Annotated in this window: 29 protein-coding genes; 13 read left to right on the forward strand and 16 right to left on the reverse strand. The window is 65.8% G+C overall.

Annotation, left to right across the window (positions count from 1 at the left end; genetic code table 11):
- The first annotated feature begins 38 nt into the window (after positions 1-38).
- The 4 genes from hslO (at position 39) to queE (ending at position 3003) form a co-directional block, all read left to right on the forward strand.
- Positions 39-956, forward strand: coding sequence for an Hsp33 family molecular chaperone HslO (gene hslO / locus AC5JBD_RS09550; protein ID WP_495721563.1), 918 nt, complete (start codon positions 39-41; stop codon positions 954-956).
- Between the two features lie 133 nt (positions 957-1089).
- Positions 1090-1527 (forward strand): DUF3617 domain-containing protein, encoded by a 438-nt coding sequence (locus AC5JBD_RS09555; RefSeq protein WP_495721564.1) that lies wholly within the window; start codon positions 1090-1092, stop codon positions 1525-1527.
- Positions 1528-1690: 163 nt separating this feature from the next.
- Positions 1691-2377, forward strand: a complete 687-nt coding sequence (queC, locus tag AC5JBD_RS09560) for a 7-cyano-7-deazaguanine synthase QueC (protein WP_495721565.1) — start codon at positions 1691-1693, stop codon at positions 2375-2377.
- On the forward strand, positions 2374-3003 hold the full coding sequence (queE, locus tag AC5JBD_RS09565; protein WP_495721566.1) for a 7-carboxy-7-deazaguanine synthase: 630 nt from the start codon (positions 2374-2376) through the stop codon (positions 3001-3003). Before queC ends, queE begins: the two co-directional genes overlap by 4 nt.
- Positions 3004-3006: 3 nt before the next feature.
- Here queE and AC5JBD_RS09570 read toward each other — a convergent pair whose 3' ends face one another.
- The 3 genes from AC5JBD_RS09570 to lipB form a co-directional block, all read right to left on the reverse strand.
- On the reverse strand, positions 3007-3666 hold the full coding sequence (locus tag AC5JBD_RS09570; protein WP_495721567.1) for a hypothetical protein: 660 nt from the start codon (positions 3664-3666) through the stop codon (positions 3007-3009).
- 204 nt (positions 3667-3870) lie between these two features.
- A complete protein-coding gene (locus AC5JBD_RS09575) occupies positions 3871-4170 on the reverse strand; it encodes a hypothetical protein (RefSeq protein WP_495721568.1) in 300 nt (99 codons plus the stop codon).
- A gap of 88 nt (positions 4171-4258) precedes the next feature.
- Positions 4259-4924, reverse strand: a complete 666-nt coding sequence (gene lipB / locus AC5JBD_RS09580) for a lipoyl(octanoyl) transferase LipB (protein WP_495721569.1) — start codon at positions 4922-4924, stop codon at positions 4259-4261.
- A gap of 95 nt (positions 4925-5019) precedes the next feature.
- Between lipB and AC5JBD_RS09585 the strand changes: the two genes are divergently transcribed.
- Positions 5020-5799 carry a DUF7847 domain-containing protein gene (locus tag AC5JBD_RS09585; protein WP_495721570.1) on the forward strand — a complete coding sequence of 260 codons (780 nt, stop codon included), beginning with the start codon at positions 5020-5022 and terminating at the stop codon, positions 5797-5799.
- Here the strand turns inward: AC5JBD_RS09585 and AC5JBD_RS09590 are convergent.
- The 4 genes from AC5JBD_RS09590 to AC5JBD_RS09605 form a co-directional block, all read right to left on the reverse strand.
- Entirely contained in the window at positions 5769-6350 is a 582-nt protein-coding gene (locus AC5JBD_RS09590) for a GNAT family N-acetyltransferase (protein WP_495721571.1), read from the reverse strand. The two genes, AC5JBD_RS09585 and AC5JBD_RS09590, sit on opposite strands and share 31 nt — an antisense overlap.
- A complete protein-coding gene (hemF, locus tag AC5JBD_RS09595) occupies positions 6341-7183 on the reverse strand; it encodes an oxygen-dependent coproporphyrinogen oxidase (protein WP_495721572.1) in 843 nt (280 codons plus the stop codon). The genes AC5JBD_RS09590 and hemF overlap by 10 nt, the downstream gene beginning before the upstream one ends.
- A 146-nt stretch (positions 7184-7329) precedes the next feature.
- Positions 7330-8661 (reverse strand): hypothetical protein, encoded by a 1332-nt coding sequence (locus tag AC5JBD_RS09600; protein WP_495721573.1) that lies wholly within the window; start codon positions 8659-8661, stop codon positions 7330-7332.
- 147 nt (positions 8662-8808) lie between these two features.
- Positions 8809-9255 (reverse strand): tRNA (cytidine(34)-2'-O)-methyltransferase, encoded by a 447-nt coding sequence (locus tag AC5JBD_RS09605; protein ID WP_495721574.1) that lies wholly within the window; start codon positions 9253-9255, stop codon positions 8809-8811.
- Positions 9256-9442: 187 nt separating this feature from the next.
- On the opposite strand from AC5JBD_RS09605, the gene petA reads away from it, so the two are divergent.
- The 4 genes from petA (at position 9443) to AC5JBD_RS09625 (ending at position 13169) form a co-directional block, all read left to right on the forward strand.
- Positions 9443-10018 (forward strand): ubiquinol-cytochrome c reductase iron-sulfur subunit, encoded by a 576-nt coding sequence (gene petA, locus AC5JBD_RS09610; RefSeq protein WP_495721575.1) that lies wholly within the window; start codon positions 9443-9445, stop codon positions 10016-10018.
- A gap of 11 nt (positions 10019-10029) precedes the next feature.
- The gene (locus AC5JBD_RS09615) at positions 10030-11343 is read left to right on the forward strand and encodes a cytochrome b (protein WP_495721576.1); all 1314 of its coding nucleotides are present in this window, start codon (positions 10030-10032) and stop codon (positions 11341-11343) included.
- Positions 11344-11355: 12 nt separating this feature from the next.
- Positions 11356-12273 (forward strand): cytochrome c1, encoded by a 918-nt coding sequence (locus tag AC5JBD_RS09620; RefSeq protein ID WP_495721577.1) that lies wholly within the window; start codon positions 11356-11358, stop codon positions 12271-12273.
- A gap of 203 nt (positions 12274-12476) precedes the next feature.
- Positions 12477-13169 carry a peptidase gene (locus tag AC5JBD_RS09625; protein ID WP_495721578.1) on the forward strand — a complete coding sequence of 231 codons (693 nt, stop codon included), beginning with the start codon at positions 12477-12479 and terminating at the stop codon, positions 13167-13169.
- A gap of 47 nt (positions 13170-13216) precedes the next feature.
- Here AC5JBD_RS09625 and AC5JBD_RS09630 read toward each other — a convergent pair whose 3' ends face one another.
- Positions 13217-13663, reverse strand: coding sequence for a MaoC family dehydratase (locus AC5JBD_RS09630; protein WP_495721579.1), 447 nt, complete (start codon positions 13661-13663; stop codon positions 13217-13219).
- Positions 13664-13780: 117 nt separating this feature from the next.
- Here AC5JBD_RS09630 and AC5JBD_RS09635 point away from each other — a divergent pair, with 117 nt between their 5' ends.
- From AC5JBD_RS09635 to AC5JBD_RS09645, 3 genes are all read left to right on the forward strand, one after another.
- Positions 13781-14965, forward strand: a complete 1185-nt coding sequence (locus AC5JBD_RS09635) for a hypothetical protein (RefSeq protein WP_495721580.1) — start codon at positions 13781-13783, stop codon at positions 14963-14965.
- Between the two features lie 82 nt (positions 14966-15047).
- Positions 15048-15188 (forward strand): hypothetical protein, encoded by a 141-nt coding sequence (locus tag AC5JBD_RS09640; RefSeq protein WP_495721581.1) that lies wholly within the window; start codon positions 15048-15050, stop codon positions 15186-15188.
- An 82-nt stretch (positions 15189-15270) separates the two neighbouring features.
- Positions 15271-16857 carry a serine hydrolase gene (locus AC5JBD_RS09645; protein WP_495721582.1) on the forward strand — a complete coding sequence of 529 codons (1587 nt, stop codon included), beginning with the start codon at positions 15271-15273 and terminating at the stop codon, positions 16855-16857.
- A gap of 45 nt (positions 16858-16902) precedes the next feature.
- Here AC5JBD_RS09645 and ychF read toward each other — a convergent pair whose 3' ends face one another.
- Positions 16903-18003 (reverse strand): redox-regulated ATPase YchF, encoded by a 1101-nt coding sequence (ychF, locus tag AC5JBD_RS09650; RefSeq protein WP_495721583.1) that lies wholly within the window; start codon positions 18001-18003, stop codon positions 16903-16905.
- Between the two features lie 222 nt (positions 18004-18225).
- Between ychF and AC5JBD_RS09655 the strand changes: the two genes are divergently transcribed.
- On the forward strand, positions 18226-18813 hold the full coding sequence (locus tag AC5JBD_RS09655; protein WP_495721584.1) for a PEPxxWA-CTERM sorting domain-containing protein: 588 nt from the start codon (positions 18226-18228) through the stop codon (positions 18811-18813).
- A 3-nt stretch (positions 18814-18816) separates the two neighbouring features.
- Here the strand turns inward: AC5JBD_RS09655 and AC5JBD_RS09660 are convergent, their stop codons facing one another.
- The 7 genes from AC5JBD_RS09660 to AC5JBD_RS09690 form a co-directional block, all read right to left on the reverse strand.
- Complete coding sequence (locus AC5JBD_RS09660; protein WP_495721585.1) at positions 18817-19422, reverse strand: TIGR02466 family protein; 606 nt, start codon at positions 19420-19422, stop codon at positions 18817-18819.
- Entirely contained in the window at positions 19419-19850 is a 432-nt protein-coding gene (locus AC5JBD_RS09665) for a GFA family protein (protein ID WP_495721586.1), read from the reverse strand. The genes AC5JBD_RS09660 and AC5JBD_RS09665 overlap by 4 nt, the downstream gene beginning before the upstream one ends.
- A 312-nt stretch (positions 19851-20162) precedes the next feature.
- A complete protein-coding gene (gene pth, locus AC5JBD_RS09670) occupies positions 20163-20732 on the reverse strand; it encodes an aminoacyl-tRNA hydrolase (protein ID WP_495721993.1) in 570 nt (189 codons plus the stop codon).
- 104 nt (positions 20733-20836) lie between these two features.
- On the reverse strand, positions 20837-21499 hold the full coding sequence (locus tag AC5JBD_RS09675) for a 50S ribosomal protein L25/general stress protein Ctc (RefSeq protein ID WP_495721587.1): 663 nt from the start codon (positions 21497-21499) through the stop codon (positions 20837-20839).
- A 169-nt stretch (positions 21500-21668) separates the two neighbouring features.
- The gene (locus AC5JBD_RS09680) at positions 21669-22562 is read right to left on the reverse strand and encodes a TraB/GumN family protein (protein ID WP_495721588.1); all 894 of its coding nucleotides are present in this window, start codon (positions 22560-22562) and stop codon (positions 21669-21671) included.
- A gap of 65 nt (positions 22563-22627) precedes the next feature.
- Positions 22628-23272 (reverse strand): hypothetical protein, encoded by a 645-nt coding sequence (locus AC5JBD_RS09685; protein WP_495721589.1) that lies wholly within the window; start codon positions 23270-23272, stop codon positions 22628-22630.
- Positions 23256-23468 carry a helix-turn-helix transcriptional regulator gene (locus AC5JBD_RS09690; RefSeq protein WP_495721994.1) on the reverse strand — a complete coding sequence of 71 codons (213 nt, stop codon included), beginning with the start codon at positions 23466-23468 and terminating at the stop codon, positions 23256-23258. The genes AC5JBD_RS09685 and AC5JBD_RS09690 overlap by 17 nt, the downstream gene beginning before the upstream one ends.
- Positions 23469-23506: the final 38 nt, after the last annotated feature.

Genomic DNA, 23506 nt, shown 5'->3' on the forward strand with positions numbered 1-23506 from the left:
ATACTGAAAAGCCGGGGGGCGTTCCCTACATCCGGATCATGGCTTCATCACAACCTGAAACGGCGCCGGTCGCCAACCTGGACGAGGCGGTCGGCTTCACCATTCCTTCCCGGCATGCGCGCGGACGGGTCGTACGCCTCGGGCCAGTGCTGGACGAGATCCTCTCCGCCCACGATTATCCCGCCCCGATCGCGCGCATCCTGTCCGAGGCGCTGGTGATGACGGCTCTCCTCGGCTCGCTGCTCAAGGAGCCGGAAGGGCAGCTCACCGTCCAGGCGCAGACCGAGGCCGGTATCATCGATCTGCTCGTCTGCGATTATCGCGACGGCGAGCTGCGGGGCTATGTCCGCTTCGACACCGAGCGGCTGAATGAGCTGCCGAGCCACCGCGATCTCTTCGCCCTGTTCGGCAAGGGCTATCTCGCCATCACCTTCGACCTGCCGATGGCCGACGAGCGCTATCAGGGCATCGTGCCGCTGGAAGGCGGTTCGCTCGCCGCGGCGGCCGAGAGCTATTTCAGCCAGTCCGAGCAGGTGCCGAGCCTCGTCCGCCTCGCGGTAGACGATACCGGCCATGTCGCCGGCGGCATCCTGATCCAGCATCTGCCGGAGGGCGAGGAGGGGCGCGAGCGGCTCCACACCCGGCTGGATCACCCGGAATGGGAGCATGTCCGCACGCTTGCCGAGACGATCAAGGCCAATGAGCTGTCCAACCGCGAGCTGCCGCTTGAAACCCTGCTCTGGCGCCTGTTCCATGAGGAGGAGGAGATCCGCGCCCAGACTGCTGTCCCGCTCGCCAAGGGGTGCCGCTGCAATTTCGAATATGTCCGCAGCGTCCTGTCCCGATTCGGCGAGGAGGAACAACGCGACATGGTCGATTCGGACGGCTTCATCAGCGTCGACTGCGAGTTTTGCTCCCGCGTTTTTCCGATATCGCTCAGCGACTTGAACGCCTGAGGCCGATTTTTCTCGCGCGTAGCGTCGATTTTCTTAACAACTCCTGCTACAAAAGGGAGCCGCGCGGGGAGGGATGAACCGCGCGGTTCTTTTTTTGGCGGGGAGGGGGCTCCCGCCGGGTTGGAGTGCTCAGATGAGGTTCAACGGCGCCTGGCGCCGGGCGGTGATGGCGCTCGGCGCCCTCACTTTGGTGACCTCGGCCGCCTCTGCTCCGCAGGGGGGAGAGAAGCTGACTGCCCTGGCCAGGCTCGAGCCAGGCCTGTGGCAGCTGCGCGATCTCAAGAACCCCGGCACCCAGCAGTCGATCTGCGTCGCCGATCCGGCCGCATTGCTGCAGCTCAGGCACCGCAACGCACCCTGCTCTCGCATCGTGATCGCCGACGATGCGCGCGCGGCAACCGTTCATTATACCTGCCCCGCCGGAGGCTTCGGCCGCACCGAAGTCAGGGTGGAGACGCCGCGGCTTGCCCAGATCGACACGCAGGGCATCGTCAACAACGCGCCCTTCGCGTATCGCGCCGAGGCGCGCCGGATCGGCGTCTGCGGACAGGGCGGTCCCAAGGGTCGCTAGGGCGCGGCCGTTAAGACTCGATTCACTGAGAAAGGCGTAGAAGGAGAGGGTGCCGAGTTGGGCACGCTTTCCTCCCTAGCAGGCTGAAAAGCCGAAACTGGGCCGCTCCACAGGCGGCCCGTTCTTTGTTGCCTGCTCGCGCCGGTCGCTCTAGCCGCCCCGCATGTCCGAAGCTCGCCCTGCCGTCGTCCTGCTCTCCGGAGGCCTCGACTCCATGGTCGCTGCCGCCATTGCGCGCGAGCGCGGGTTCCGTCTGCTTGCGCTCACGATCGACTATAACCAGCGCCATCGGATCGAACTTGAGTCCGCATCGCGCATCGCCCGCCTGCTCGGCGCGGAGCGGCATATCGTCCTCCCGCTCGATCTCAGCGCCTTCGGCGGCTCCGCGCTCACTGCCGACATCGAGGTGCCGAAGGACGGCCTGACGGCCGGCATCCCCGTCACCTACGTGCCGGCACGCAACACAATCTTCCTGTCGCTCGCGCTGGGCTGGGCCGAGGCGGCGGGCGCACGCCACATGTTCATCGGCGTCAACGCGCTCGATTATTCCGGCTATCCCGACTGCCGCCCGGACTTCATCCGCAGCTTCGAGGAAATGGCGACACGCGCGACCAAGGCGGGGGACGAAGGCGAGCGCTTCACGGTCGAGGCGCCGCTCCTGCATCTGAGCAAGCCGGACATTGCGCGCGAGGCGGCGCGGCTCGGCCTCGACGCCGGCATGAGTTGGTCCTGCTACGATCCGACCCCGGACGAAGCCCATTGCGGCCGGTGCGACAGCTGCCGGCTGCGCGCGCTCGCCTTTCGCGACGCCGGGCTCCCGGACCCGACCCGCTACGCCGACCAGCCATGAGCTACGCCGTCAAGGAGATCTTCCTCACCTTGCAGGGCGAGGGTGCGCAGGCCGGCCGCCGCGCCGTCTTCCTGCGATTCGCGGGCTGCAACCTGTGGAGCGGGCGAGAGCAGGACCGCGCCGACGCCGCCTGCACCTTCTGCGACACCGACTTCGTCGGCATGGACAGCGAGAATGGCGGCCGCTTCGCGAGCGCCGACGCGCTGGCGGCCAAGGTCGCTGAGCTTTGGTCCGAGGGGGAACGCCGCCTCGTGGTGATCACCGGCGGCGAACCCTTGCTGCAGCTCGACGAGGCGCTGATCGACGCGCTCCACGCACGTCGCTTCGAGATTGCCGTCGAAACCAACGGCACGATCGCCGCGCCACCGGGCATCGACTGGATCTGCGTCAGCCCCAAGGCAGGCAATGCGCTCGTGCAGCGCCGGGGAAACGAGCTTAAGCTGGTCTGGCCGCAGCCGGAGATCAATCCGGCCGAACTGCTCGCGCTCGATTTCGAGCACTTCCTCATCCAGCCGAAAGACGGTGCCGACCGGCAGCAGGCGCTCGCCGCCGCGATCAATTACGTGATGAACAATCCGCGCTGGCGGCTCAGCCTCCAGACGCACAAGCTGCTGGGGCTGCCCTGAGCCTCAGGCGGTGCCGCCGCACCTTTTGCGGAGGCGATCCTTCTTGTCGAAGCAGGTGGGGTCGAGCACTGGCAGCTCGGGCTGGCGAATGTTGTAGGGATTGTAGATCAGCAGCCGGTCATGGGCGGGGACGAGGCTGCTCCTGAGCTCCCGCATCCGCGCCTGAGCAGTCTGGTGTAGCTGCCCCTTCGGCCGCAGCAGCGCTTCCTTGGCGATGTCGGAAGCAGTCTGGCAGAAGCCGAGCTGCGCCTGCAGCGTGGACCAGTTATTGTAGGTGATCGTCGTATAGTCGTCGAACGCCTTCTGCCCCTTGGGCGCGCTGCCCTGCACGCGTTTGAAGTAGTTGTTCATCACCGTGTAGGCGTCGGCCAACTCCTTGGCGTGATGCGCCAGGATGCCGTTATAATTGTCGACCGCGCGCAGGTACGGCGAGAACTGACATTGCAGCGCCGCGACGTTCAACCCGGCGCGCATGTTCCAGAGCAGGTGTGCCCGATATTCGGCCGGCGTCGCGCCCGGGATCGGCAGCCCGACGACCGGATCGCTGCCATCGATCGGTCCCTTCTGAAAGGCAGGTTCATTGACGAAGAGCTGGGCGCCGGCCGCCGCCGGCAGCGCCGCCAGCGCGAGCGTGGCGATGGCTGTCTTTGCAAGCTTCTTCATCACGATACCCCTCCGACGCGGCCCCTACATTGCGCCGCCCGCGCTGTTCCTAGGATTAACGCAATGCGCGGCGCAATCCAGATTCCGTAAAGCTTCTCATCGTTTAGCCGCAACGCTCCGGCTCGCCGCGCCCTTGCGCACAAAAAGAAAGGGCCGCCCGGTCGCCCGGACGGCCCTTCCTCGATAGCAGTGCCTTCGAAAGGCTTACATGCCGTTGGTCATGTTGGCGTCGGTGGTGTTCGCGGTCATGTTCGCGTCCATCGTGTTGCCGCTCATGTTCGCGTCCATGGTCATGTTCGCGTCCATCGCCATGTTGTTGTCCATGCCGGTCGCGCCGTCGACGGCGGTGACGTCGTTGGTCGTGTCCATCATCGGATCGGACATGTTCATGTCGGTCATGGTGTTGTTGGCTTCTTCGCCGCCGCCACCGCCGCAGGCCGCGACGAGGAGGGCCGCGCCGGCAACCATGGAGCTGGTCATCACAGTCTTGAGAAGGTCACGCATTATGGAAACTCCCTAGATGAGGATCTGGTCGGGTTTGCCCCTTTTCTACCAAATCAGTTTTGCACATTAACTGGAAATAAGAGGGCTCTCAAGCCTTCTCGTTTCTCGCCTCGAGCGAGAAAAGAAACTGGTCGAGCCCCCGCTTCAGTGCCAGGTCGAAATCTTCTTGTCCTTCGGACACTCCCATTTCGTCGAGGCTGGTCACCGGGAAGGCGCCAATACCGCACGGGACTATCCCTGAGAAGTGGGAAAGTTCGGGACCTATGTTAAGCGAGAAGCCGTGCATGGTGATCCAGCGGCGCACGCGCACGCCGATCGCGCCGATCTTCGCCTCGGTATTTTCCTTGGCGACCCAGATGCCGATCCGCCCCTCCGCGCGAAAGGCGCGGACGCCGAGTTGTGCCAGACTTTCGATCAGCCACCCTTCGAGCGCGTGGACGAACTGCCGGACGTCGCGGCCGCGGCGGCCGAGATCGAGCAGGACATAGCCGACCCGCTGCCCCGGCCCGTGATAGGTGTAGCGCCCGCCGCGCCCGGCGTCATAAACAGGGAAGCCGAACGGATTGAACAATTCGGCCGGATCGGCGCTGGTGCCGGCGGTGTAGAGCGGCGGATGTTCCAGCAGCCAGACCAGCTCGCGCGCCTCGCCCCCCTGGATCGCCGCGACCCGCCGCTCCATCTCCTCGAGCGCTTTGAGATAAGGCGTGAGGCCTGGCGTCACACGCCACTCGATCTCGTCTCCCGGGGCCGACATGCAGCGGCCATGCCGCGCCCGTCCTGCCGGCGCAACCGGGGCGGGTTGCGCGCCTTGGCGCCAGTCCGCATAGGTGCGCCAGTCAAGGAGAGGACATGAAAGCACTTTCGATCGGGTCGGCCTGGGACGAGACCGTCGCCCTGGTAAAGGCCCAGCCCGGTGTCCTGTTTCTCATCGCCTTCGGCTTCGTCTCTTTGCCCACGCTCATCTTCCAGGCCGTGGCGCCCTCGGTGCAGCCGGGGCAGCCGCCTCAGGCAGGCGCCTGGATGCTGCTGTTTATCCCTGTTTTCCTGCTCAGCATCCTCGGCACGCTGACCGTCACCGCAATCGGTCTCGGCGGCCACGCCTCTCCCCGTGACGCATTCGCCCACGCGCTGCGGCGGTTGCCGGCCGCACTCGGCGCCGCCTTGCTGCTCGGCCTGTTCTTCGCCCTGCTGGCGGTGCCGCTGACGATCGTCATCGCGCTTTTCACGCCGTCGCCGGCCACCGCCACGGCGATCAGCATGCTCGCGATCCTGCTGCTCTTCGTGATCATCTGGGTCCGCCTCATGCTGCTGAGCCCGGTAGCACTGGCCGAGCCGCTGGGTCCGCTCGCCATATTGCGGCGGAGCTTCAGGCTGACGGCAGGAAATTTCTGGAAGCTGCTCGGCTTCCTCCTCGCTCTGCTGGTCGCCTTCATCGTCGTGCTGGTGGCCGCGAATGCCGTGCTCGGCTCGCTTATCATCCTCGTCGCCGGGCAGCCTCAGGAGGGCAGCCTTGCGGCGGTGCTGCTGCTCCTGATCGGCGGTGTCCTCAACGCGGTGCTTGGCCTCTTCCTGTCGGTGATGGTCGCCCGGATCTACGCTCAGCTCACACGGCCGACCGCCGGCACCTGAGGAGCGACGTCGGCCGGGAGCAGGCCCAGCAGCCGCGGATCGGGAAAGCTTTCGAACGCCCGTTTATAGGCCCTGAAGCCGGCGCGCAGATAAGCGGGCAAAGCGGCCGGATGATCGAGCGTGCAGGTGTTGACGTGGACCCGCGTCACGCCCGGCCGCCAGGCCAGCGCCAGCGTCTGCGCGAATAGCCAGCGTCCGTGGCCGCGCCCGGCCAGCTCCGGCACCAGTCCCAGGAAGCGGATCAGGCATTCGCCCGCCTGACTGAAGTCGAGCTCGATCATGCCGACCTCGATGCCGGAGCGGTCCACCACCGCATGGACCTCGGCGACGGCCGCCTTCAGCTTCGCGTCGTCCATCGCAAGTCGCGAGAACCACAGCCAGCGCCCGCCGACCCGGCTGAACAGCATCCGGTATCTGGCAGGCTCCACCTCCCGCCACCGCTCCAGCCGCAGCGCCGAATCCGGCATCGGCCGCGGCTTCGGCCGCTCGGTCATCTCCAGGTAGGTGACGACGGCGCCGAGCTTGCCGTCGGCTATGTCGATCAGCCCCATGTCGCCAGCGGCGGCAGGCTCATCAGGATCGCGTCTACATTGCCGCCGGTCTTGAGGCCGAACAGCGTCCCGCGATCGTAGATGAGGTTGAACTCGGCATAACGCCCACGCCATTCGAGCTGCCGGGCCTTGTCCGCTTCGTCGAAGGCCGTTCCCATCCGCCGCCGCACCAGCCTCGGGTAGATGTCCAGGAAGGCTTCCCCGACGTCGCGGGTGAAGGCGAAATGCCCTTCGAAATGATCTTCCAGATGATCGTAGAAGATGCCTCCGACGCCGCGATGGACGCCGCGATGCGGGATGTAGAAATAATCCTCCGCCCATTTCGAGAAGCGCGGATAGTAAGTCGGATCATGCGCCGCGCAGGCCGCGCGCAGCCGCGCGTGGAAATCGGCCGTGTCCTCCTCGTACGGGATCGGCGGGTTGAGGTCCGCCCCGCCGCCGAACCACCGCTTGGTCGTGCACAGGAAGCGCGTGTTCATGTGGACGGCCGGCACGTGCGGATTGGCCATGTGCGCGACCAGGCTGATGCCGGTCGCGAAGAAGCTCGGATCCTCTTCGGCGCCGAGGATGGTGCGGGCGAATTCCGGATTGAAACTGCCGCCGACGGTCGACACGTTGACGCCGACCTTCTCGAACACCTTGCCCTTCATCAGCCCGCGCACGCCGCCTCCGCCCGGGGACCCGTCCGGGTCCAGCCGCTCCCAAGGCGTATAGTCGAACACCGCGTCGCTCCCCGCCTCGCGCTCGATCGCCTCGAATTCCGCGCAAATCCGGTCCCGCAGCGATTCGAACCAGTCGCGCGCCGCCTGCTGCTGGTCGTCCAATGTGATCATCGCCATGCCGATGCCTTTCCCCGATGCGAGTTTCAAGCAGGCTGGGGAATGTTCCGCGCAGGCGCGGAGGGCAGGGGCCTCCACAACAGTGCGCGGCACAGCAGATGACACGGGCGGCGGAACCGCGCTGCACCTCCACGAAGTAATTAGTTGATCACGCGCACCAGGGGCGTCGAGGGCAGGTCCTCGGCTGAGCGGTGCAGGTTGAGCATCGTCTGGACGAGCCCGATCACCTGCGACGAGAAGCCCGCTCCGGTTCGGATGTCCTCGCCGCTCAGCGGAACGATGTAGCGCTCGCCCTTATAGTCGACACTGATGAAGGGCTCGACGTCGCCGGCCTCCGCAGCGGGTTTGATGACGATCAGCGGAATGCACTGGCGATACTGGCCGTCCTCGCAGCGGCCATAGGAAAGCGGGCGTTCATTCTCCGTGCGGACATACTCGCCGAGATAGTTGATCATGCCCTCGACGGATCGCAGGGACACGTCGATCAGAAGCTCGGTCTTGTAGCCGGCGGGCACGAGGTCCTGGAAATAATTCGTCGCCGTGAAGCCGGCGCCGTTCGGCGACGTCGCGCCCGGGCCGCCGGATGCGCCGGCGACGAAGTTTTCACGCCCCCGAAACGGGTCCGCATCCGCCGCGCGCGGCGCGAGGGGCAAATCGTAGGCCGGGCGCTGCCCGGGCGCGGATAGCCTGACGTTCTGACTTTGCAGCGCCTTCTGGAACTCGTCGCGCAGGCCCTGCTCGAAGCTGGCGCAGGCCGAACGGCGCATGCTCTCCGTCACTTCCATATTTTCGGAAAAGGTGATGGCGAACTCGCTGCGCTCCGGCGTCTCCGACAGAGCATAATAGAGCGTCCGGCACTGGATGAGGCTGGTGAAGGGGCCCACAGTATATTCGAGATCCGGCGCGTTCCGCAGCACGCGAAGAGGTAAGGTGGCGACGACCTTGCCGCTCGGATCGGTGATCCGGCCGGCGAAGTCGATCTTCTGGACGAACAAATAGCTGATCAGGTCGCGCTCCCAACCCTGCCGCAGCAGGTGAACGATGGTCGCGGGAGCCACCGGCGTGGTGATGCCCTTCCAGAAATCGTCGGTCGCGTTGATGCCGATTTCGAAATCAGTGCCCGAGTTGATCCTTACGCCAAGCCTGGGCGTCCAGTTGGTGGCGCCGAGCGTGCGCTTGCTCGTGGCGAAGCCGCCACCTCCTGGCAGCTGTTCGCCGCCATTGCCGTTGGCGGCCAGATCGAGGCCGGCGGTGCCTTCGACCCGGGCTGTCCCCAGCACCTTGGAGAAGCTCGTGAAATGCAGCGGCTCGCGCGAGCGGGCGCGCAGGATGTTGATCACGGTCTGCCGGTTGGTCGCCTCCGCGACAAACTCATTATACTCGACGGCCATGCCGCTGACCTGCGGCCGGAAGGCGCAGCCCGCGGTCGCACACAGCAGCAAGGTCAGCGCGATCGAGCGGACGGCAGTCATGAGCGACCCCTACGAAATCCGGCCCCACCGCCGGCGCCGCGATGCCGAAGATTTGCTTGTGAGAACCAGATGCGCCTTGGGCTATGCTGGCACGCCCCGCGGCGGATGACCATAGGCCGGAAGTCACACGTTTGGCCTCGCCATTCCTTAGATCCACAGGCCCGTCTGCCGCAGCGCTTCCGCCGTTCCGATCCCCGCCGCAACGGCTAGGTTGAGCGATCGCGTTCCCGCGATTTGAGGAATGCGCACCGTGAGATCGGCGCGCACATGGATGTCGTCGGGTACGCCGCGGCTTTCGGAGCCGAAGAGGAGGGTGTCGCCCGGCTCGAAGCGGGTGTGCGGGAGTGGCGCCGCGCCGGCAGTGGTGAACAGCACCAGCCGTCCCGCTAGGCGCGTCTCGAACGCCGGCCAGCTCGCATGTCGGGTCACCGCCGCGATCTCGGTATAATCCATCCCGGCCCGCTTCAGCGCCCGGTCGCTCCAGGGAAAGCCGCACGGCTCGATCACGTCCACGGCTACACCGAGGCAGGCGGCGAGCCGCAGGATGGTCCCGACGTTCCCTGCCTGGTCCGGCTGATAGAGTGCAATGCGCATGCGCGCTTATCCTCCGCCCGTCACGCCGTCGTCAAAATCGGTGTTGGCAAAGCGGCTTTGGCGCGGCTATCAGGCTCGCCAAGCCGCGAAGGGGGCACCTCCAGCGGCGCGTGCTTGGCGTCGCTTCATCCTCTTCCCGGCGGGCGGCGCTTTTCCGCACATCCGGATACTCGCTCGAAGGCACAATATGGCGACGGTCGAACATAGCGACGGAACGGCCCACACGGCTGCGGCAGGCGAAGACGGCGTCCGCCGCCGCGACTTCATCAACATCGCTGCGGTGAGCTTCGCCGGCGTCGGCGGCGTCGCCGTCCTCTATCCGCTGATCAACCAGATGAACCCGTCCGCGGACGTGCTGGCGCTGGCGTCGATCGAAGTCGACGTCGCCCAGATCGAGCCGGGCCAGGCGATCAAGACCATCTTCCGCAAGCAGCCGCTGTTCATCCGCAACCTGACGCCGGCAGAGGTCAGCCAGGCCAATGCCGTCCCCGTCGGCGAGCTGCGCGACCCGCAGACGCTCGCCGAGCGGACCAAGGAAGGCAAGAACAACTGGCTGGTGACGATGGGCGTCTGCACCCATCTCGGCTGCGTTCCCCTCGGCGTTTCGGAGGGCGAGAATAAGGGCGAATATGGCGGCTATTTCTGCCCCTGCCACGGCTCGCACTACGACACCGCCGCCCGCATCCGCAAAGGCCCCGCGCCGAAGAACCTCGAAGTGCCGGAATACGAATTCCTGTCCGACACCGTTTTGAAGATCGGCTGAGGTAGACACCGATGAGCTTCCCCTGGGCCCAGCAATATGAACCCAAGCATCCGTTCATGCGGTGGATGGACGAGCGGCTGCCCTTGCCGCGACTCGTCTACAACAGCGTCGGCGGCGGCTATCCGGTGCCGCGAAACCTCAATCATTTCTGGAATTTCGGCGTCCTCGCCGGCCTCGCGCTGACCATTCAAATCGTCACCGGCATCATCCTGGCGATGCACTACGTTCCGTCGGGCGAGCAGGCCTTCCAGTCGGTCGAGCACATCATGCGCAACGTCAACCAGGGTTGGCTGCTGCGCTACGCCCATGCGAACGGCGCCAGCTTCTTCTTCATCGTCACCTACATCCACATCTTCCGCGGCCTCTATTACGGCTCCTACAAGGCGCCGCGCGAGCTGGTCTGGATGCTCGGCCTCGTCATCTTCTTGCTCATGATGGCGACCGCCTTCATGGGCTACGTCCTCCCCTGGGGACAGATGAGCTTCTGGGGCGCCAAGGTGATCACCGGCCTGTTCGGCGCCATCCCGCTGGTCGGCGAGCCGATCCAGACCTGGCTGCTGGGCGGCTTCGCGCCGGACCAGGCGGCGCTCAACCGCTTCTTCTCGCTTCACTATCTGCTGCCGTTCGTGATCGCCGCGGTGATCATCCTCCACATCTGGGCGCTGCACATCCCGGGCTCGGGCAATCCGACCGGGGTCGACGTCAAGACGGCGCAGGACACGATCCCCTTCCATCCCTATTACACGGCCAAGGACGGCTTCGGCGCGGGCATCTTCCTGATCGCCTTCAGCCTCGTCCTGTTCTTTGCGCCGAACTATCTCGGCCACGCCGACAATTACATTCCGGCCAATCCGCTCTCGACGCCGGCGCATATCGTGCCCGAATGGTATTTCTGGCCCTTCTACGCGATCCTGCGCGCCTTCACCGTCGATTTCATCCTGCCGGCCAAGCTTTGGGGCGTGCTGGCGATGTTCGCCGCGATCCTCTTGCTCTTCTTCCTGCCTTGGATCGACCGGTCGCCGGTCCGCTCGGGCAGCTACCGGCCGCGCTTCAAGCAGTTCTTCTGGATCCTCGTCATCGACGTGCTGATCCTCGGCTATGTCGGCGGCGCCCCGGCCGAAGAACCGTACGTGATGATCTCGCAGCTCGCGACCATCTACTATTTCGCGCACTTCCTCATCATCCTGCCGATCGTCTCGAAGTTCGAGAAGACGCTGCCGCTGCCGAATTCGATCTCGGAAAGCGTGCTGCACGGCGAGGCTGAGGAAGCTGCGCCCTATGGCGTTCCGGCGGGCGGCGGCTCGCGCGTGGCGCCGGCCGAATAAGGAAAGTCCGACATGGTTCGTCTCATTTCCATTCTCGTCGGATTGGGCTTTGTCGGCGTCGCCGCCTGGTCTTTGCTCTGGGGCGCGATCACCTATGTGTCGGAGCCGCACGAGGAGACGGTCGAGCACCGCTTCCATGAGCATCCGAAGGAGGCCTCCTTCTCCTTCAACGGGCCGTTCGGCAAATATGACCGGGCGCAGCTCCAGCGCGGCTTTCAGGTCTACAAGGAGGTCTGCGCGGCCTGCCACGGCCTGACCTACGTCTCCTTCCGCAACCTCGAGGAGCTCGGCTATTCCGAGGCCGAGGTGAAGGCGATCGCCGATCAGTGGCAGATCGAGGTTCCCTCGATCAATCCGGACACGGGCGAGGCCGCGACCCGCAAGGCGATCCCGGCCGACCGCTTCCCGAGCCCCTATGCCAACGAGGTCGCCGCCCGCGCCGCCAACAACAATGCGCTGCCGCCGGATCTCGCGCTCATCACCAAGGCGCGCCACGACGGCCCGGCCTATGTCTATTCGCTGCTGACCGGTTATCGTCAGCCGCCGGCAAACCTGCCTGCCGAGAGCCGGCCGGGGCAGGGGCTCTATTACAATCCCTACTTCCCGAACCTCAACCTCGCCATGCCGCCGCCCCTCACCGCGGACGGTCAGGTCACTTATGCCGACGGCACCAATCCGACGGTCGACCAGATGGCGAAGGACGTCTCCGCCTTCCTCGCCTGGACGGCCGAGCCGCGGCTAGAGAACCGTAACCGGACCGGTATCGCGGTGCTGATCTTCCTCACCATCGCGACGATCCTCGCTTACCTCGCTTACAAGAACATCTGGGGCTCGGTGAAGGAGCGCAAGGTGCGTATCGCGGGGCCGCTGGAGCCCGAGAACATCGCCAGGAGCGACGCCGCCAAGCGCGACGAGGGTATCGCGGGCTGATCTAGCCCGCCCATCTGGACCAAGGGGGCGCCGGGGCAAAGCCGCGGCGCCCTTTTCTTTGGCTGGCGCGCCGACCCCACGATCATTCCGCGTCAGGAACCTTCATTAACCTCGAATGTTTACAGCGTGTTAACGGTTCAGACGCCGTTCACGCCATTGGGCGGAGTCTCCTCCTATCACACTGGATTCTCGGGAGAGTCGCGATGTTTATGCCCCGTTTCCGTACCGCCGCCCTTGCCCTCGCCGCCGCCGTCGGCCTCAGCGCCTGCACCGGCTATGACGATGGCTACGGCTATGGCGGCCTTTCCGTCGGCTATGGCAGCCCCGGCTATTACGACCCCTATTATGACAGCTATTATGGCGGCTACGACCGTTATGCCTATCGCGGCTATGGCGGCTATGGCGGCTATGGCGGCTACGGGGGCTACGGCTACCGGCCTGGCTATTCCGGCCTTTGGTACAACAACTTCTATTATCCGGGCTACGGCATCTACGTCTTCGATCGGGGTGGCCGCCGCCATCGCTGGAACGACAATCAGCGGCGCTACTTCGAAGGCCGCAACTACCGCATCCGCGACCGCGAGGACGCGCGCGACTATCGCCGCTTCCAGCGCGAAGGCCGCCAGGACACCCGCGCCTACAATCGTGAGCAGCGCGAGAATCTCCAGCGCTTCCGCAGCGGCGAGCTGACCCGCGAGCAATATCGCGATGAGCGCCGCACCGACCGCCGCGAGTTCCGGCAGGACCGACGGCAGGATCGCCGCGAGTTCCGCCGCGACCTGCGCGATCGGCCGGGCACCGGCGTCGCCAATCCGCAGCGCCAGCAGATGCGGCTCGAACGGCGCCAGCAGCGTCAGGCGGTTCGCCAGGAGCGCCGCCGCGCCCGCAACGACTGATCCAAGCCTTGAAAGAAGGAGGCGCCCGCGGATGCGGGCGCGCTTTCTTATTGTGGCCGGCGCCGCATCAGCACGATCGAGGTGAAGCGCAGCACCGGCTCGTCACGCTGGTTATAGGTGGTCACATTCGAGCGGAAGGAGCCGATGTCCGGCTTGCTGCGCGAGGGCGTCACTTCCAATATCTCGGTCTCGCACCGCAACGTGTCGCCCGGAAAAACCGGCTTCAGCCACCGCAGTTCGTCGACGCCAGGCGATCCTAGCCCGGCTTGCGGTTCGTGCCCCATATTCTCGACGAGCATCGCCATCGTCATCGCGCAGGTGTGCCAGCCGCTCGCCGCCAGCCGTCCGAAATGGGTCTGCGCGGCCGCTTCATCGGACAAGTGGAAGGGCTGCGCGTCATATTTGCGCGCGAACTCCAGCACCTCCTCGCGCGTCACCTCATAGCGGCCGAAGCTGCTCCTGCCGCCCACAACCAGATCCTCGAGATAGATCATCGACACCTCACGCCCGTCAGTCTGCGCTGCGATGCGCGAAGTCGGGCGCGCGGACAAGCGCGTCTTGGCAGCCGGATCGAACGGGCATAGGCTGCTGGAAAACAGAGGGAAGAGACGATGAGCATCCTCTTGCTGACCGCCCTGATCGCCGCCGCGCCACCGCCTCAGGCGCCGCAATCGGCCGAGACGGGGGCGATCGTCGTCACCGGCCGGAGGCTCGCCGATACCGAAGCGGCCCTGAAGGCCTGTCTCGCACGAAAGTGCCCGGTCAACGAGGACATCGACGCGAGCATCGCCCATGCCGAGAACCAGATGATCGCCGGCGACTATGCCGCTGCGCGCACCACCCTCAAGCGCTCGCTCGGGCGCAATAGCGACGAGGCAAAGCGCTATCCGGAGCCGGTCTCCGACCTTTATCGCGCCAATGCGTTGCTCGCGAGCCACCTCGGCTTCGACCAGGATTACCGCATCTCGACGATCAATATCCTGCGTTCGCTGAAGGCAGGCCTGCCGCCCGCGGACGCCCGCCTGTTCGGCGCCCGGATGGAGATCGCATCGATGAAGGCGCGCCTCGACGGCTACGAGAGGGCGATACGCGAATATGACGAACTTGCCGAGGATGCGCGGCAGGCAGGGCGCCCGGATATCGCGGCGCTCGCCGAGGTACGGGCAATTCTGGCTGAGATGCGGGGCGGGGCGGCCAGGCAACTCCCGGTGAACAACGCGTCGGTGAAGGCGCGGCTCCAGCGCTTCGCTTCATCTCAAGTCCCGGAAGAGCGGATCGCTGCGGTCACCGCCAAGGCGATGCTGGCCCGGCTCGCGCTGCGTGAGGGCAACGAGGCCGAGGCCGCTGCACTGATGCGTGAGCTCTCCGGCGTCATGGGCAAGACGCCGTCGCTCCTCTATGCGCCACCCTATCAGCTGGCGCAGCAGGAGCTGCCGGGCCTGAACGACAATCAGGAAGTCGACGCGATGAGGGGCAACGTGCTCAAGCGCGCGTCCGGCAATTTCGAGGACAAGTGGATCGACGTCGGCTTCTGGGTGCAGGCGGACGGCCGCGTCACCGAGGTCGAGATCCTGCGCAAGGACGGCCCCACCGACTGGGCCACTCCCTTGCTCAAGTCGTTAGCGGGGCGCGTCTATTCCTCTCCTGCGGAAGGCACTCCGATCTACCGACTGGAGCGCTACACCTATACCGCGGGCTTCGAGACCCGGGCCGGCACTCGCATCGCCCAGCGCTCGCCCAGAGCGCGCGTCGAATATCTCGATCTGAGTACCTATCCGGACGCACGCCGCAATTAATCCTCGGCGCCGCAACGAGATAGATGCTTACGGCCCGTTAACTTCTGTCGGCTAGGACGGCCCGGCAAAAGGAGCCGGGATTATGACCAGCAAGCAGGGCCTGTTGTCGCGGCGAGTCGCCGCGGCCGCGCTTGCGGTGGCGCTCACGATCGGCGTGCATGGCGGGTGGCTTCGCGGCCTCGACCATGACGCCGTCGCCGTGATCGGTCACGCCGCCGCCTGACCTAAACTGAAGACGAACCAGGGCGCGCGGGCATTGTGCTCGCGCGCCTGTCGTTGCATCCTCGCCGAAACGGGGGGGTTGCATGACGGGACAAGTGACGATCAGCCGGCGCGGTGCGCTGGCTCTGGGCGTGAGCGGCGTTGCCGTCGCCGCCTTGCCCGCCTGGGCGCAGCCATCTGCCGATGCCGCGGTCGACGCCATCGTCGCCCGCTTCATGAGCACGTTCGAAATTCCAGGCATCGGCATCGCCATCGTGCGTCCGGACCAGCCCGCCTTCACTCGCGGCTACGGCGTGCGGACGCTCGGCCGGCCGGAGCGGGTCGACGAACACAGCCTGTTCGGCATCGCGTCGAACACTAAAGCCTTCACCGCGGCCGCGCTCGCGATGCTGGTGGAGGAGGGGAAGCTCGCCTGGGACGAGCCGGTGTTTCGCTACATGCCGGATTTCGCAATGTCCGATCCCGCCGTCAGCAAGATGATGACGGTGCGCGACCTGCTCGTCCATCGCAGCGGCCTAGCGCTCGGCGCCGGGGACCTCATGCAATTCCCGAAGAGCGACCGCACGCCCGAAGAGCTGCTCCGCGCCCTGCCGCACCTGAAGCTCGCCCGCGGTTTCCGCTCGGGCTACGCCTATGACAACATCCTCTACGTCGTCGCTGGTATCCTGGTCGAGCGCATGTCCGGCCTCGGCTGGGAGGAGTTCGTCACCCGCCGCATCTTCCGCCCCCTCGGCATGGCCGACGCCGTCGCCAATCTGCCGTTGGTGAAGACCCGTAACATCGTCGGCCGCCATGCTCGGCTCGGACCCCCACTGCGCGGTTTGGGACCCTTGGCCGTGGTCGAAGCCGACGAGTCGAGCGTGATCGGCGCCGCCGGAGCCATCCAGGCGAGCGTCACCGATGCCGTGCCGTGGCTGCGCACCCAGCTCGGCAAGGGCCAGGCGCCGGGCGGGCCGCGCCTCTGGAGCGAAGCGCAGTCGGGCGAGATGTGGACGCCGCAGGTGATCACCACCAGCACCACCGGCCCGACCGAGACCAATCCGGTTCGCCCTGTTCTCCAGGGCTATGCGCTCGGCTGGTTCGTCCAGGATTATCGCGGCCGCCGCCTCATCCATCATTCCGGCGGACTCAGCGGGCAGATCACCCAGACCGCCCTGTTGCCGGAGCAGGGCATCGGTCTCGCCGTGTGGTCGAACACCGAAGACGGCGTGCCGATCTCCTATCTCCGCTACGCCTTGCTGGACCATCTCGCCGGCGCGCCGCCGCTCGACTGGATTGCGATCACGCGCCGGGCGATCGATGCGCGCGAGGCCGAGGCGCGCGAGCTGGTCGCCTCAGGCGATGTGAAGGCGCCGCCCGGCGGACCGTCGCTGCCGCTTGCCCGTTATGCCGGCCGCTACCGCGACCCCTGGTATGGCGACGTCGTCGTCACCGAGCGCGGCGGCCGCCTCGCCATCGACTTCACTCGCACCCCGGTGTTCAGGGGCCCGCTCGAACCCTGGGGGCCCGACGCCTTCCGCACCCGCTGGAAGAAAGGCGCGGGGGAGGATGCGATCGTCACCTTCGTCGTCGATAACGGCGCCGTCACCGGCATCAGGATGAAGGCGCTCTCACCGCTCGCCGACTTCAGCTACGACTTCCACGACCTGGACTTGAAGCGGGTGCCGTAAGAGCAGCACATTCAATTCGCAGAGAAGCCGCCGCCGAGGCTCTTTTCAAACGTTGAAGCGGAACAGCATCACGTCGCCGTCCTTGGTGACATATTCCTTGCCTTCGGACCTGAGCTTGCCGGCGTCGCGCGCGCCGCTTTCGCCGCCGCACTGGACGAAGTCGTCGAAGGCGATCGTCTCGGCGCGGATGAAGCCGCGCTCGAAGTCCGAGTGGATCACGCCGGCGGCCTGAGGCGCCTTCGATCCTTTTTCGACCGTCCAGGCCCGCGCTTCCTTGGGGCCAGCGGTGAAGAAGGTGATGAGGTGCAGCAGATCGTAGCCGGCGCGGATGATGCGGCTGAGGCCGGTCTCCTCCAGCCCCAGATCCTTCAGGAAGTCGGCGCGATCCTCCGCCGGCATGGTCGCGATCTCGGCTTCGATCGCCGCGGAAATGATGACCGCCTTGGCGCCCTCCGCCGCGGCCTTCTCGAACACGCGCGCACTGTGAGCGTTGCCCGAAGCCGCGTCGCTCTCATCGACATTGCAGACATAGAGGACGGGCTTGGCGGTCAGCAATTGAGCGCGCTCCAGCGCAACCTTCTCCTCGGCGTCTTTCGGCTCAGTCAGCCGCGCCGGCTTCGAGGCGCGCAGCAGTTCCAGCGCCTGGCCGAGCACCGACGCTTGCACCTTCGCTTCCTTGTCGCCCTGCTGCGCCTTTTTGGACAGCGCCGGCACGCGCTTCTCGAGGCTGTCGAGGTCGGCCAGCATCAGCTCCGTCTCGACCGTCTCTGCATCGGCGATAGGGTCCACGCGCCCCTCAACGTGGGTCACGTCGCCTTCCTCGAAGCAGCGGAGCACATGGACGATCGCGTCCACTTCACGAATGTTGCCGAGGAACTGGTTGCCGAGCCCTTCGCCGGTTGAAGCGCCGCGCACCAGCCCGGCAATGTCGACGAATTCGAGCTGCGTCTCTATCACGTTCGCGCTCTTGGCGATGTCCGCGATCCGCTTCAGCCGCGGGTCCGGCACCGCGACGCGGCCCACGTTGGGCTCGATCGTGCAGAAGGGATAATTCGCCGCCTGCGCCGCCGCCGTCTCGGTCAGCGCATTGAACAGGGTCGACTTGCCTACGTTCGGCAGCCCCACGATCCCGCAACGAAAACCCATCTTGTCCTTACCTTGGCTGTGACGGCCGCTCCCCTAGCCAGTCGCAGCCGCGCGCGCCAGCAGGGAACCTGTCCCTAACGAGCCGTTGAGCCTGCGGCAGGCTCGTCGCGGGGAGCGACATCTTCGTCGTTTTCTCCACCCGTTTCTCCCCTGGTCTGCGCAGAGCGCCTCCCGTGCTCGCCCGGATCCCCGGTCGAGGCTTCCACATCATGGGGGGAATTGATGTTCGTGAAGAAACTGGCTTGCGTCGCGGCTGCGGCGCTGGCGACCGTCACCGCTGCGCCTGCGTCCGCGGCGACCTTTATCGGCGACAATGTCACCATCAAGCGCCTTCAGGGCGGTAATTCCGTCTTCAAGACCGTCACGACGACAGTCGGCGCCACACCGGAATATAGCGACAACTTCTTCAGCATCGACGTCACCGCCAACCAGGTGCTCTTCGACGTGGTCAGCGGCAACTTCTCGATCGGCGACATCGTCTACGAGATTTCCGGGCTGGATTTCGACGACAACCCCGCCACGGCCAACGTGATCGAAGACTTCAGCGCGACCCAGATCTTCGCGTCGCCGAACAAACTCATCGGCATGGATCGCGCCACGATTACGCCGACGGGCCTGTTCAGGTTCTCGCTCAAGCAGACGACCGGCGCCTCCAGCGGGTTCGCCACGGTCACGTTCGGCGCTGCGCCGATCCAGTCCGCCGTACCCGAGCCCGCCACCTGGGCGATGATGATCGGCGGCTTCGGCCTGGTCGGCGGCGCCATGCGCTCCGCCCGGCGCCGCAGGAGCGCCGGTCTCGCAGTCGCCTGATCCTTACAGCCGGTAGTTGAAGCTTACGCTGATCCGGTCACCCTTGCCGGTGCCGGGCACGACTTCGTGGCGGAGCCAGCTCTCCCACAGGAAGACCGTGCCCGGCGCCGGCTCGGCATAGACGAAAGTCTGGAGTTCCTCCGGCGCCTCCTTCAGACGGGGAGGGGCCGCCATCATCATCGGCAGGCGCGGATCCTCGAGCTTCAGCGCACCCGATCCCGGCGGCACCGCGACATAGACGGTGCCGGAGACGACGCTGTGCGGGTGGATATGCCCGCTATGCGCGCCGCCAAGCTTCAGGACGTTGACCCACAGGCTGTCCAGCTTCAGCCGCCGGCCGCCGAGATCCATCGCACAGTCTTTAGCGAACGCCGCGACATGACGGCCGAGCAGCCGTGCGAGGTCGGCGAAGCGGGGATCGCGGCTCGGCAGGTCGTTGAGCGACGCATAGGACGTAAAGCCGCGATAGCCGTGCGCCCGCGACCAGCGCCGCCCGGCCTCGTCCTCCTCCGCCAGGGCGAGGCACGCTTCCTCCAACTCCGCCAGCAGCGCAGGGTCACCCAGCTCTCCCTCGTAGAAAAGCGTCGTGAACAGCGATCGCGTGCTCACGCGGCAGGCGTCCGCTGGTAGCGCAGCACGCCTGCCACATGCGCGGTGCCGGTATCGGAAGGGTGCCGCTCCCCATCCATCACGACCACCTCCTCGAAGTCGAACGGGCTGACGCCCTCCAGACAGGCGACGTTAACCCCATATTGGTTTGGGTTCGATCGGCGCTGGTGGTGGGTGTAGATGCCGCAGGTGGAGCAGAAATAATGCTTCGCCGTGTCGGTGTTGAATTTGTAGACGTGCAGCGCCTCGTGTCCCGCGAGGATGTCGATGCCGCCGATATCGGCCGACACCGCGACCGCGCCCCGCATTCTGCAATAGGAGCAGGTGCAACGCCGGGCGGAGCGCAGGCCGTCCGTCAGCCGGACACGGAAGCGCACCGTCCCGCAATGGCAGGCGCCGTCGATTTCCTCGATGTCCGGGTCCACCATCGTCCGTCCTCCGGTTGCTGCGCCGCCGCCTAGCACAGGCAGGGACGAGCCGACAGCGGACGGGGATCAGCTTTCACGGGCGTGTGAGCGGAGAATTCGGAAGTCGACGCTTTCGACAAAACGCTTTGTCGACTGTTCAGGTCGATTTGCAGAACAGGGCGAGCCTGACCAGCGAAGTTCCGCGTATCTGTGAATGCGGCGCAGGGCCCAGGGTCGTCTTCATCCCTCGATCTGAAAGCCCTGCGTCGCACCCCTCCTTTCGAGGACGGTTCGCTTCAGGTCAACCGGCGAATGCGTCCGCGGGCTCCATCTTCAATCCTGCAGCCTCAACGCGACTTCGTTCATGAAGCGCGCGTCGTCGCCCTGCGCCAGCCAGCTTGCCTCCGCAGCGATGGCGCCCAGCATGCTGGCGACGTCGTCCGTCTCCGCCTTGGCGTAATTGCCGAGCACGTGGCCCGTCACCCGGTCCTTGTGGCCGGGATGGCCGATGCCGATGCGGACGCGGCGGAAGGCGTTGCCGATATGCGCTTCGGTGGAGCGCAGCCCGTTATGGCCGGCGGTGCCGCCACCCACCTTCACCTTCACCTTGAACGGGGCGAGGTCGAGCTCGTCGTGGAAGATCGTGACGTCGCCGACGTCCTTCTTGAAGAAGTCCATCGCCGCACGGACGGCGCGGCCGCTATCGTTCATGAAGGTGGCTGGCTTGAGCAGCAGGATGCGCGAGGAACCGATGCGGCCCTGCTGCGCCCAGCCGTGGAAGCTTTTCTTCGGCGGTTCGAACCGGTGTATCTCGGCGATGGCGTCCACGGCCATGAAGCCGACATTGTGCCGGTGCATCGCATATTGCGCGCCCGGATTGCCGAGGCCGACCCAGATCTGCACGAGTTCGAGATCCCAGTCCGACGCCTCGGGGGCGTCGAGGGGCTGGCCCGGCACCTCGACGGCCTTGGGGCCGAGGAAGGAACCGAGCCAGCGGAAGAAGGACATCAGCCTTCGGCGGCCTCGTCGCCTTCGCCTTCGCCGACGGTCGGGACGGCATCGGCCGGAGCCGACTGCTCGCCGCCTTCGGCGCTCGACGACATGCCCGACGGGGCGACGATGGTCGCGATCGTGAAGTCCCGGTCGGTGATCGCCGAGGCCGCGCCCTTGGGCAGGGTCACTGCCGAGATGTGCAGCGAATCGCCGATGTCGAGGCCGGCAAGGCTGATCTCGATGTCGTCGGGGATCTCGGCCGCATCGCAGACCAGCTCGAGCTCGTGGCGGACCGCGTTCAGCACGCCGCCGCGCTTGATGCCGCGCGACTCTTCCTCATCGACGAAGCGGATCGGCACGTTGACGTGCACCTGAGCATGCTCGGCGATGCGCAGGAAATCGACATGCAGCGGGCGATCGGTCACCGGGTGGAACTGCACGTCCTTGGGAAGCGTGCGGGTGGTCGATCCGTTGCAGTCGATCATCACCACCGAGTTCATGAAGTGGCCGGTGTGAAGCATCTTCATCAGGCCCTTCTCCTCGAGGTGGATGGCGAGGGGTTCCTGACGGTCGCCGTAAATGACGGCGGGGACGCGGCCTTCACGACGGATCGCACGGGAGGCTCCCTTGCCTGCCCGGTCGCGCGTCTCGGCCGACAGCGTAAGCTGTTCGCTCATGTGCATGTCTCCAGAATACGAGAGTTGAACATCCGCCGCGCACGCCTCCAGGGATGACCATGTGCGGGGAAGCGGCGCCTATAGGGGAGGGGTGGCCCGAAGGCAACGCAAAAGCCCCTCCCGGCGAGGGGAGGGGCTTCGATTGCTTCAGATGAGAGGGAAGGGCGGCTTAGCCCTTCACCTTCTCGGACTTGAGGCCCTTCTTCGCCAGCAGGTCCTGGACGCTGTCCTTGCCCGCGAGGTGGCCTGCGCCGACCGCCATGAAGACGGTGCCCGGCTGGTCCATGCGCTTGCCGATCCACTCCGCCCAGGTGGCGTTGCGGTCGGAGAAGATCATCTTGTAGAGCTCGGGCGTCTCGTCGACGCCGGTGTTCATCATCTTGGCGAGCGCGTCGACATTGCCGCTCGACCAATAGCCGAGCATCTCGGTGAGCTGCGGCCCCATCTTGTCGACCTGGTCGAGCGTCTGGTCCAATTGCACGATCTGCTTGTCCTCCGGCATCTTGTCGAACAGCGACAGCTGCCACTCGGCACCCTCGAGCTCATGCACCTTCTTGCCTGATGCCTTGGCGGCCTTGATGACGGTCATGTCGGCGCCGAATTCCGGCTTGAGGCCGAGCTTCTGCCCCGCCACCGCGGTGATTGCCATCGTCACGAACCAGGGCTCCAGCGGTTCGAACGCCTGAGCGGGGATGCCGATGGTGGTCATCGCCTTCTCATATTTGGTCTTGGTCGCGGCCGGCAGCTTGCTGGTCAGCGTCTTGCCCGAGGCGTCGACCGCATATTTGATGATCAGCGGCTGCATCGCCGCCTGGTCCTCCGGCAGGATCGCCTCGACCACCACTTCCTGGCTGGCGTCGAACGCGGTCTTGACCTCGTCGTTGAACCACTCGGTCTTGCCGTCCAGTCCGTGGAAGGTGCCGAACAGGTAGATGGTCGTGTCGGCGTCCTTCACAACCCACATCGCCGGATCGGCGTCGGGCTTCGGCGCGGCGGCCGGCGCCTGGGCGAAGGCGCCCGAGGCGGCGGTGGCGAGGGCGGCGGCAAGCAGGGCTTTCTTCATTTCAGTCTCCAATCCTTCAAAATGTTGATGTCGATCGTTTTCATGAGAGGCCGGCGGCATTTCGCTCAGCCATATTTCTTCCACATCCACACCACGCCGACCACGAGCAGGGTCGCGTAGTAGATGATGACGCCATCGGGCGGGGGCAGCAGTCCGCCGCGGGCGGCGAACCACCACAAAGGCGCGCCGATGCCGTAGACGTAGAAACCGTAGAGAGCGCCGGTCTTGTAGGCGTCGGCCTCCTGCTCATCGACGGTCTTGTGCCAGAAGTAGCCGATCACCGGCAGGGCGACGCCCAGGATGAGCACGATGGCGAGCGCCAACGCCGGGGGCAGGGGCGCGTTGCTGAGGATCGCGCCCGGATCCGTCTCCCGACTGGCGATCATCAGCACGGCACCGGTGACGCCGCCGAGCAGCCCGCTCGCGATAAGCAGATTGCGGTTCATCCGCTCCTGCCGCGTGAGCGGCTCCTCACCGGTCGGCGCACGCATATCGCGCAGCAGGAACCAGAGGCAGCCCGCCGCCATCGCCAGGAGCACGCCCACGATCGCGCCATGCCGCCCGGTTAGACCGTGGCCGTGGTCGATCGATGCGATCACCACGCCGACCGCAACCGCGGCGAAAAAGAGCGCTCCCGTGCCGAGGGCGGCGCGACGCAAGGCGCGCGAGGGGCGGGCGGCGATCGCCTCGGGCTCAGTCACGGCTTTCATCACCTTCACCATCATCGAAAATATCCTCTATTTTCAAGCTGAAAAGCCGGGCCAGCTTGAATGCGAGCGGGAGCGAGGGATCGTATTTTCCGGTTTCGATCGCGTTCACCGCCTGGCGCGACACGCCGAGCCTCTCGCCCAGCTGTGCCTGGCTCCAGTCGCGTTCGGCCCGCAGCACCTTCAGCCTGTTCCTCACGGCCAGCGCATCCATGTCGCCGCTCCTTTGCTCAGGGA

It is taken from the genome of Allosphingosinicella sp., from assembly GCF_059502505.1.

What these genes read in the sequence shown, in the direction of transcription:
- ychF (WP_495721583.1), bottom strand. Translation starts at nt 18,003, where the DNA reads ATGGGTTTTCGTTGCGGGATCGTGGGGCTGCCGAACGTAGGCAAGTCG.
- hemF (WP_495721572.1), bottom strand. Translation starts at nt 7,183, where the DNA reads ATGATCACATTGGACGACCAGCAGCAGGCGGCGCGCGACTGGTTCGAA.
- lipB (WP_495721569.1), bottom strand. Translation starts at nt 4,924, where the DNA reads ATGTCGGCCCCGGGAGACGAGATCGAGTGGCGTGTGACGCCAGGCCTC.
- hslO (WP_495721563.1), top strand. Translation starts at nt 39, where the DNA reads ATGGCTTCATCACAACCTGAAACGGCGCCGGTCGCCAACCTGGACGAG.
- AC5JBD_RS09630 (WP_495721579.1), bottom strand. Translation starts at nt 13,663, where the DNA reads ATGATCTATCTCGAGGATCTGGTTGTGGGCGGCAGGAGCAGCTTCGGC.
- AC5JBD_RS09620 (WP_495721577.1), top strand. Translation starts at nt 11,356, where the DNA reads ATGGTTCGTCTCATTTCCATTCTCGTCGGATTGGGCTTTGTCGGCGTC.
- AC5JBD_RS09680 (WP_495721588.1), bottom strand. Translation starts at nt 22,562, where the DNA reads ATGAAGAAAGCCCTGCTTGCCGCCGCCCTCGCCACCGCCGCCTCGGGC.
- AC5JBD_RS09665 (WP_495721586.1), bottom strand. Translation starts at nt 19,850, where the DNA reads ATGGTGGACCCGGACATCGAGGAAATCGACGGCGCCTGCCATTGCGGG.
- AC5JBD_RS09625 (WP_495721578.1), top strand. Translation starts at nt 12,477, where the DNA reads ATGTTTATGCCCCGTTTCCGTACCGCCGCCCTTGCCCTCGCCGCCGCC.
- AC5JBD_RS09645 (WP_495721582.1), top strand. Translation starts at nt 15,271, where the DNA reads ATGACGGGACAAGTGACGATCAGCCGGCGCGGTGCGCTGGCTCTGGGC.
- petA (WP_495721575.1), top strand. Translation starts at nt 9,443, where the DNA reads ATGGCGACGGTCGAACATAGCGACGGAACGGCCCACACGGCTGCGGCA.
- AC5JBD_RS09590 (WP_495721571.1), bottom strand. Translation starts at nt 6,350, where the DNA reads ATGGGGCTGATCGACATAGCCGACGGCAAGCTCGGCGCCGTCGTCACC.
- AC5JBD_RS09640 (WP_495721581.1), top strand. Translation starts at nt 15,048, where the DNA reads ATGACCAGCAAGCAGGGCCTGTTGTCGCGGCGAGTCGCCGCGGCCGCG.
- AC5JBD_RS09575 (WP_495721568.1), bottom strand. Translation starts at nt 4,170, where the DNA reads ATGCGTGACCTTCTCAAGACTGTGATGACCAGCTCCATGGTTGCCGGC.
- AC5JBD_RS09600 (WP_495721573.1), bottom strand. Translation starts at nt 8,661, where the DNA reads ATGACTGCCGTCCGCTCGATCGCGCTGACCTTGCTGCTGTGTGCGACC.
- AC5JBD_RS09555 (WP_495721564.1), top strand. Translation starts at nt 1,090, where the DNA reads ATGAGGTTCAACGGCGCCTGGCGCCGGGCGGTGATGGCGCTCGGCGCC.
- AC5JBD_RS09635 (WP_495721580.1), top strand. Translation starts at nt 13,781, where the DNA reads ATGAGCATCCTCTTGCTGACCGCCCTGATCGCCGCCGCGCCACCGCCT.
- queE (WP_495721566.1), top strand. Translation starts at nt 2,374, where the DNA reads ATGAGCTACGCCGTCAAGGAGATCTTCCTCACCTTGCAGGGCGAGGGT.
- AC5JBD_RS09655 (WP_495721584.1), top strand. Translation starts at nt 18,226, where the DNA reads ATGTTCGTGAAGAAACTGGCTTGCGTCGCGGCTGCGGCGCTGGCGACC.
- AC5JBD_RS09585 (WP_495721570.1), top strand. Translation starts at nt 5,020, where the DNA reads ATGAAAGCACTTTCGATCGGGTCGGCCTGGGACGAGACCGTCGCCCTG.
- AC5JBD_RS09570 (WP_495721567.1), bottom strand. Translation starts at nt 3,666, where the DNA reads ATGAAGAAGCTTGCAAAGACAGCCATCGCCACGCTCGCGCTGGCGGCG.
- AC5JBD_RS09605 (WP_495721574.1), bottom strand. Translation starts at nt 9,255, where the DNA reads ATGCGCATTGCACTCTATCAGCCGGACCAGGCAGGGAACGTCGGGACC.
- AC5JBD_RS09685 (WP_495721589.1), bottom strand. Translation starts at nt 23,272, where the DNA reads ATGAAAGCCGTGACTGAGCCCGAGGCGATCGCCGCCCGCCCCTCGCGC.
- AC5JBD_RS09615 (WP_495721576.1), top strand. Translation starts at nt 10,030, where the DNA reads ATGAGCTTCCCCTGGGCCCAGCAATATGAACCCAAGCATCCGTTCATG.
- AC5JBD_RS09675 (WP_495721587.1), bottom strand. Translation starts at nt 21,499, where the DNA reads ATGAGCGAACAGCTTACGCTGTCGGCCGAGACGCGCGACCGGGCAGGC.
- queC (WP_495721565.1), top strand. Translation starts at nt 1,691, where the DNA reads ATGTCCGAAGCTCGCCCTGCCGTCGTCCTGCTCTCCGGAGGCCTCGAC.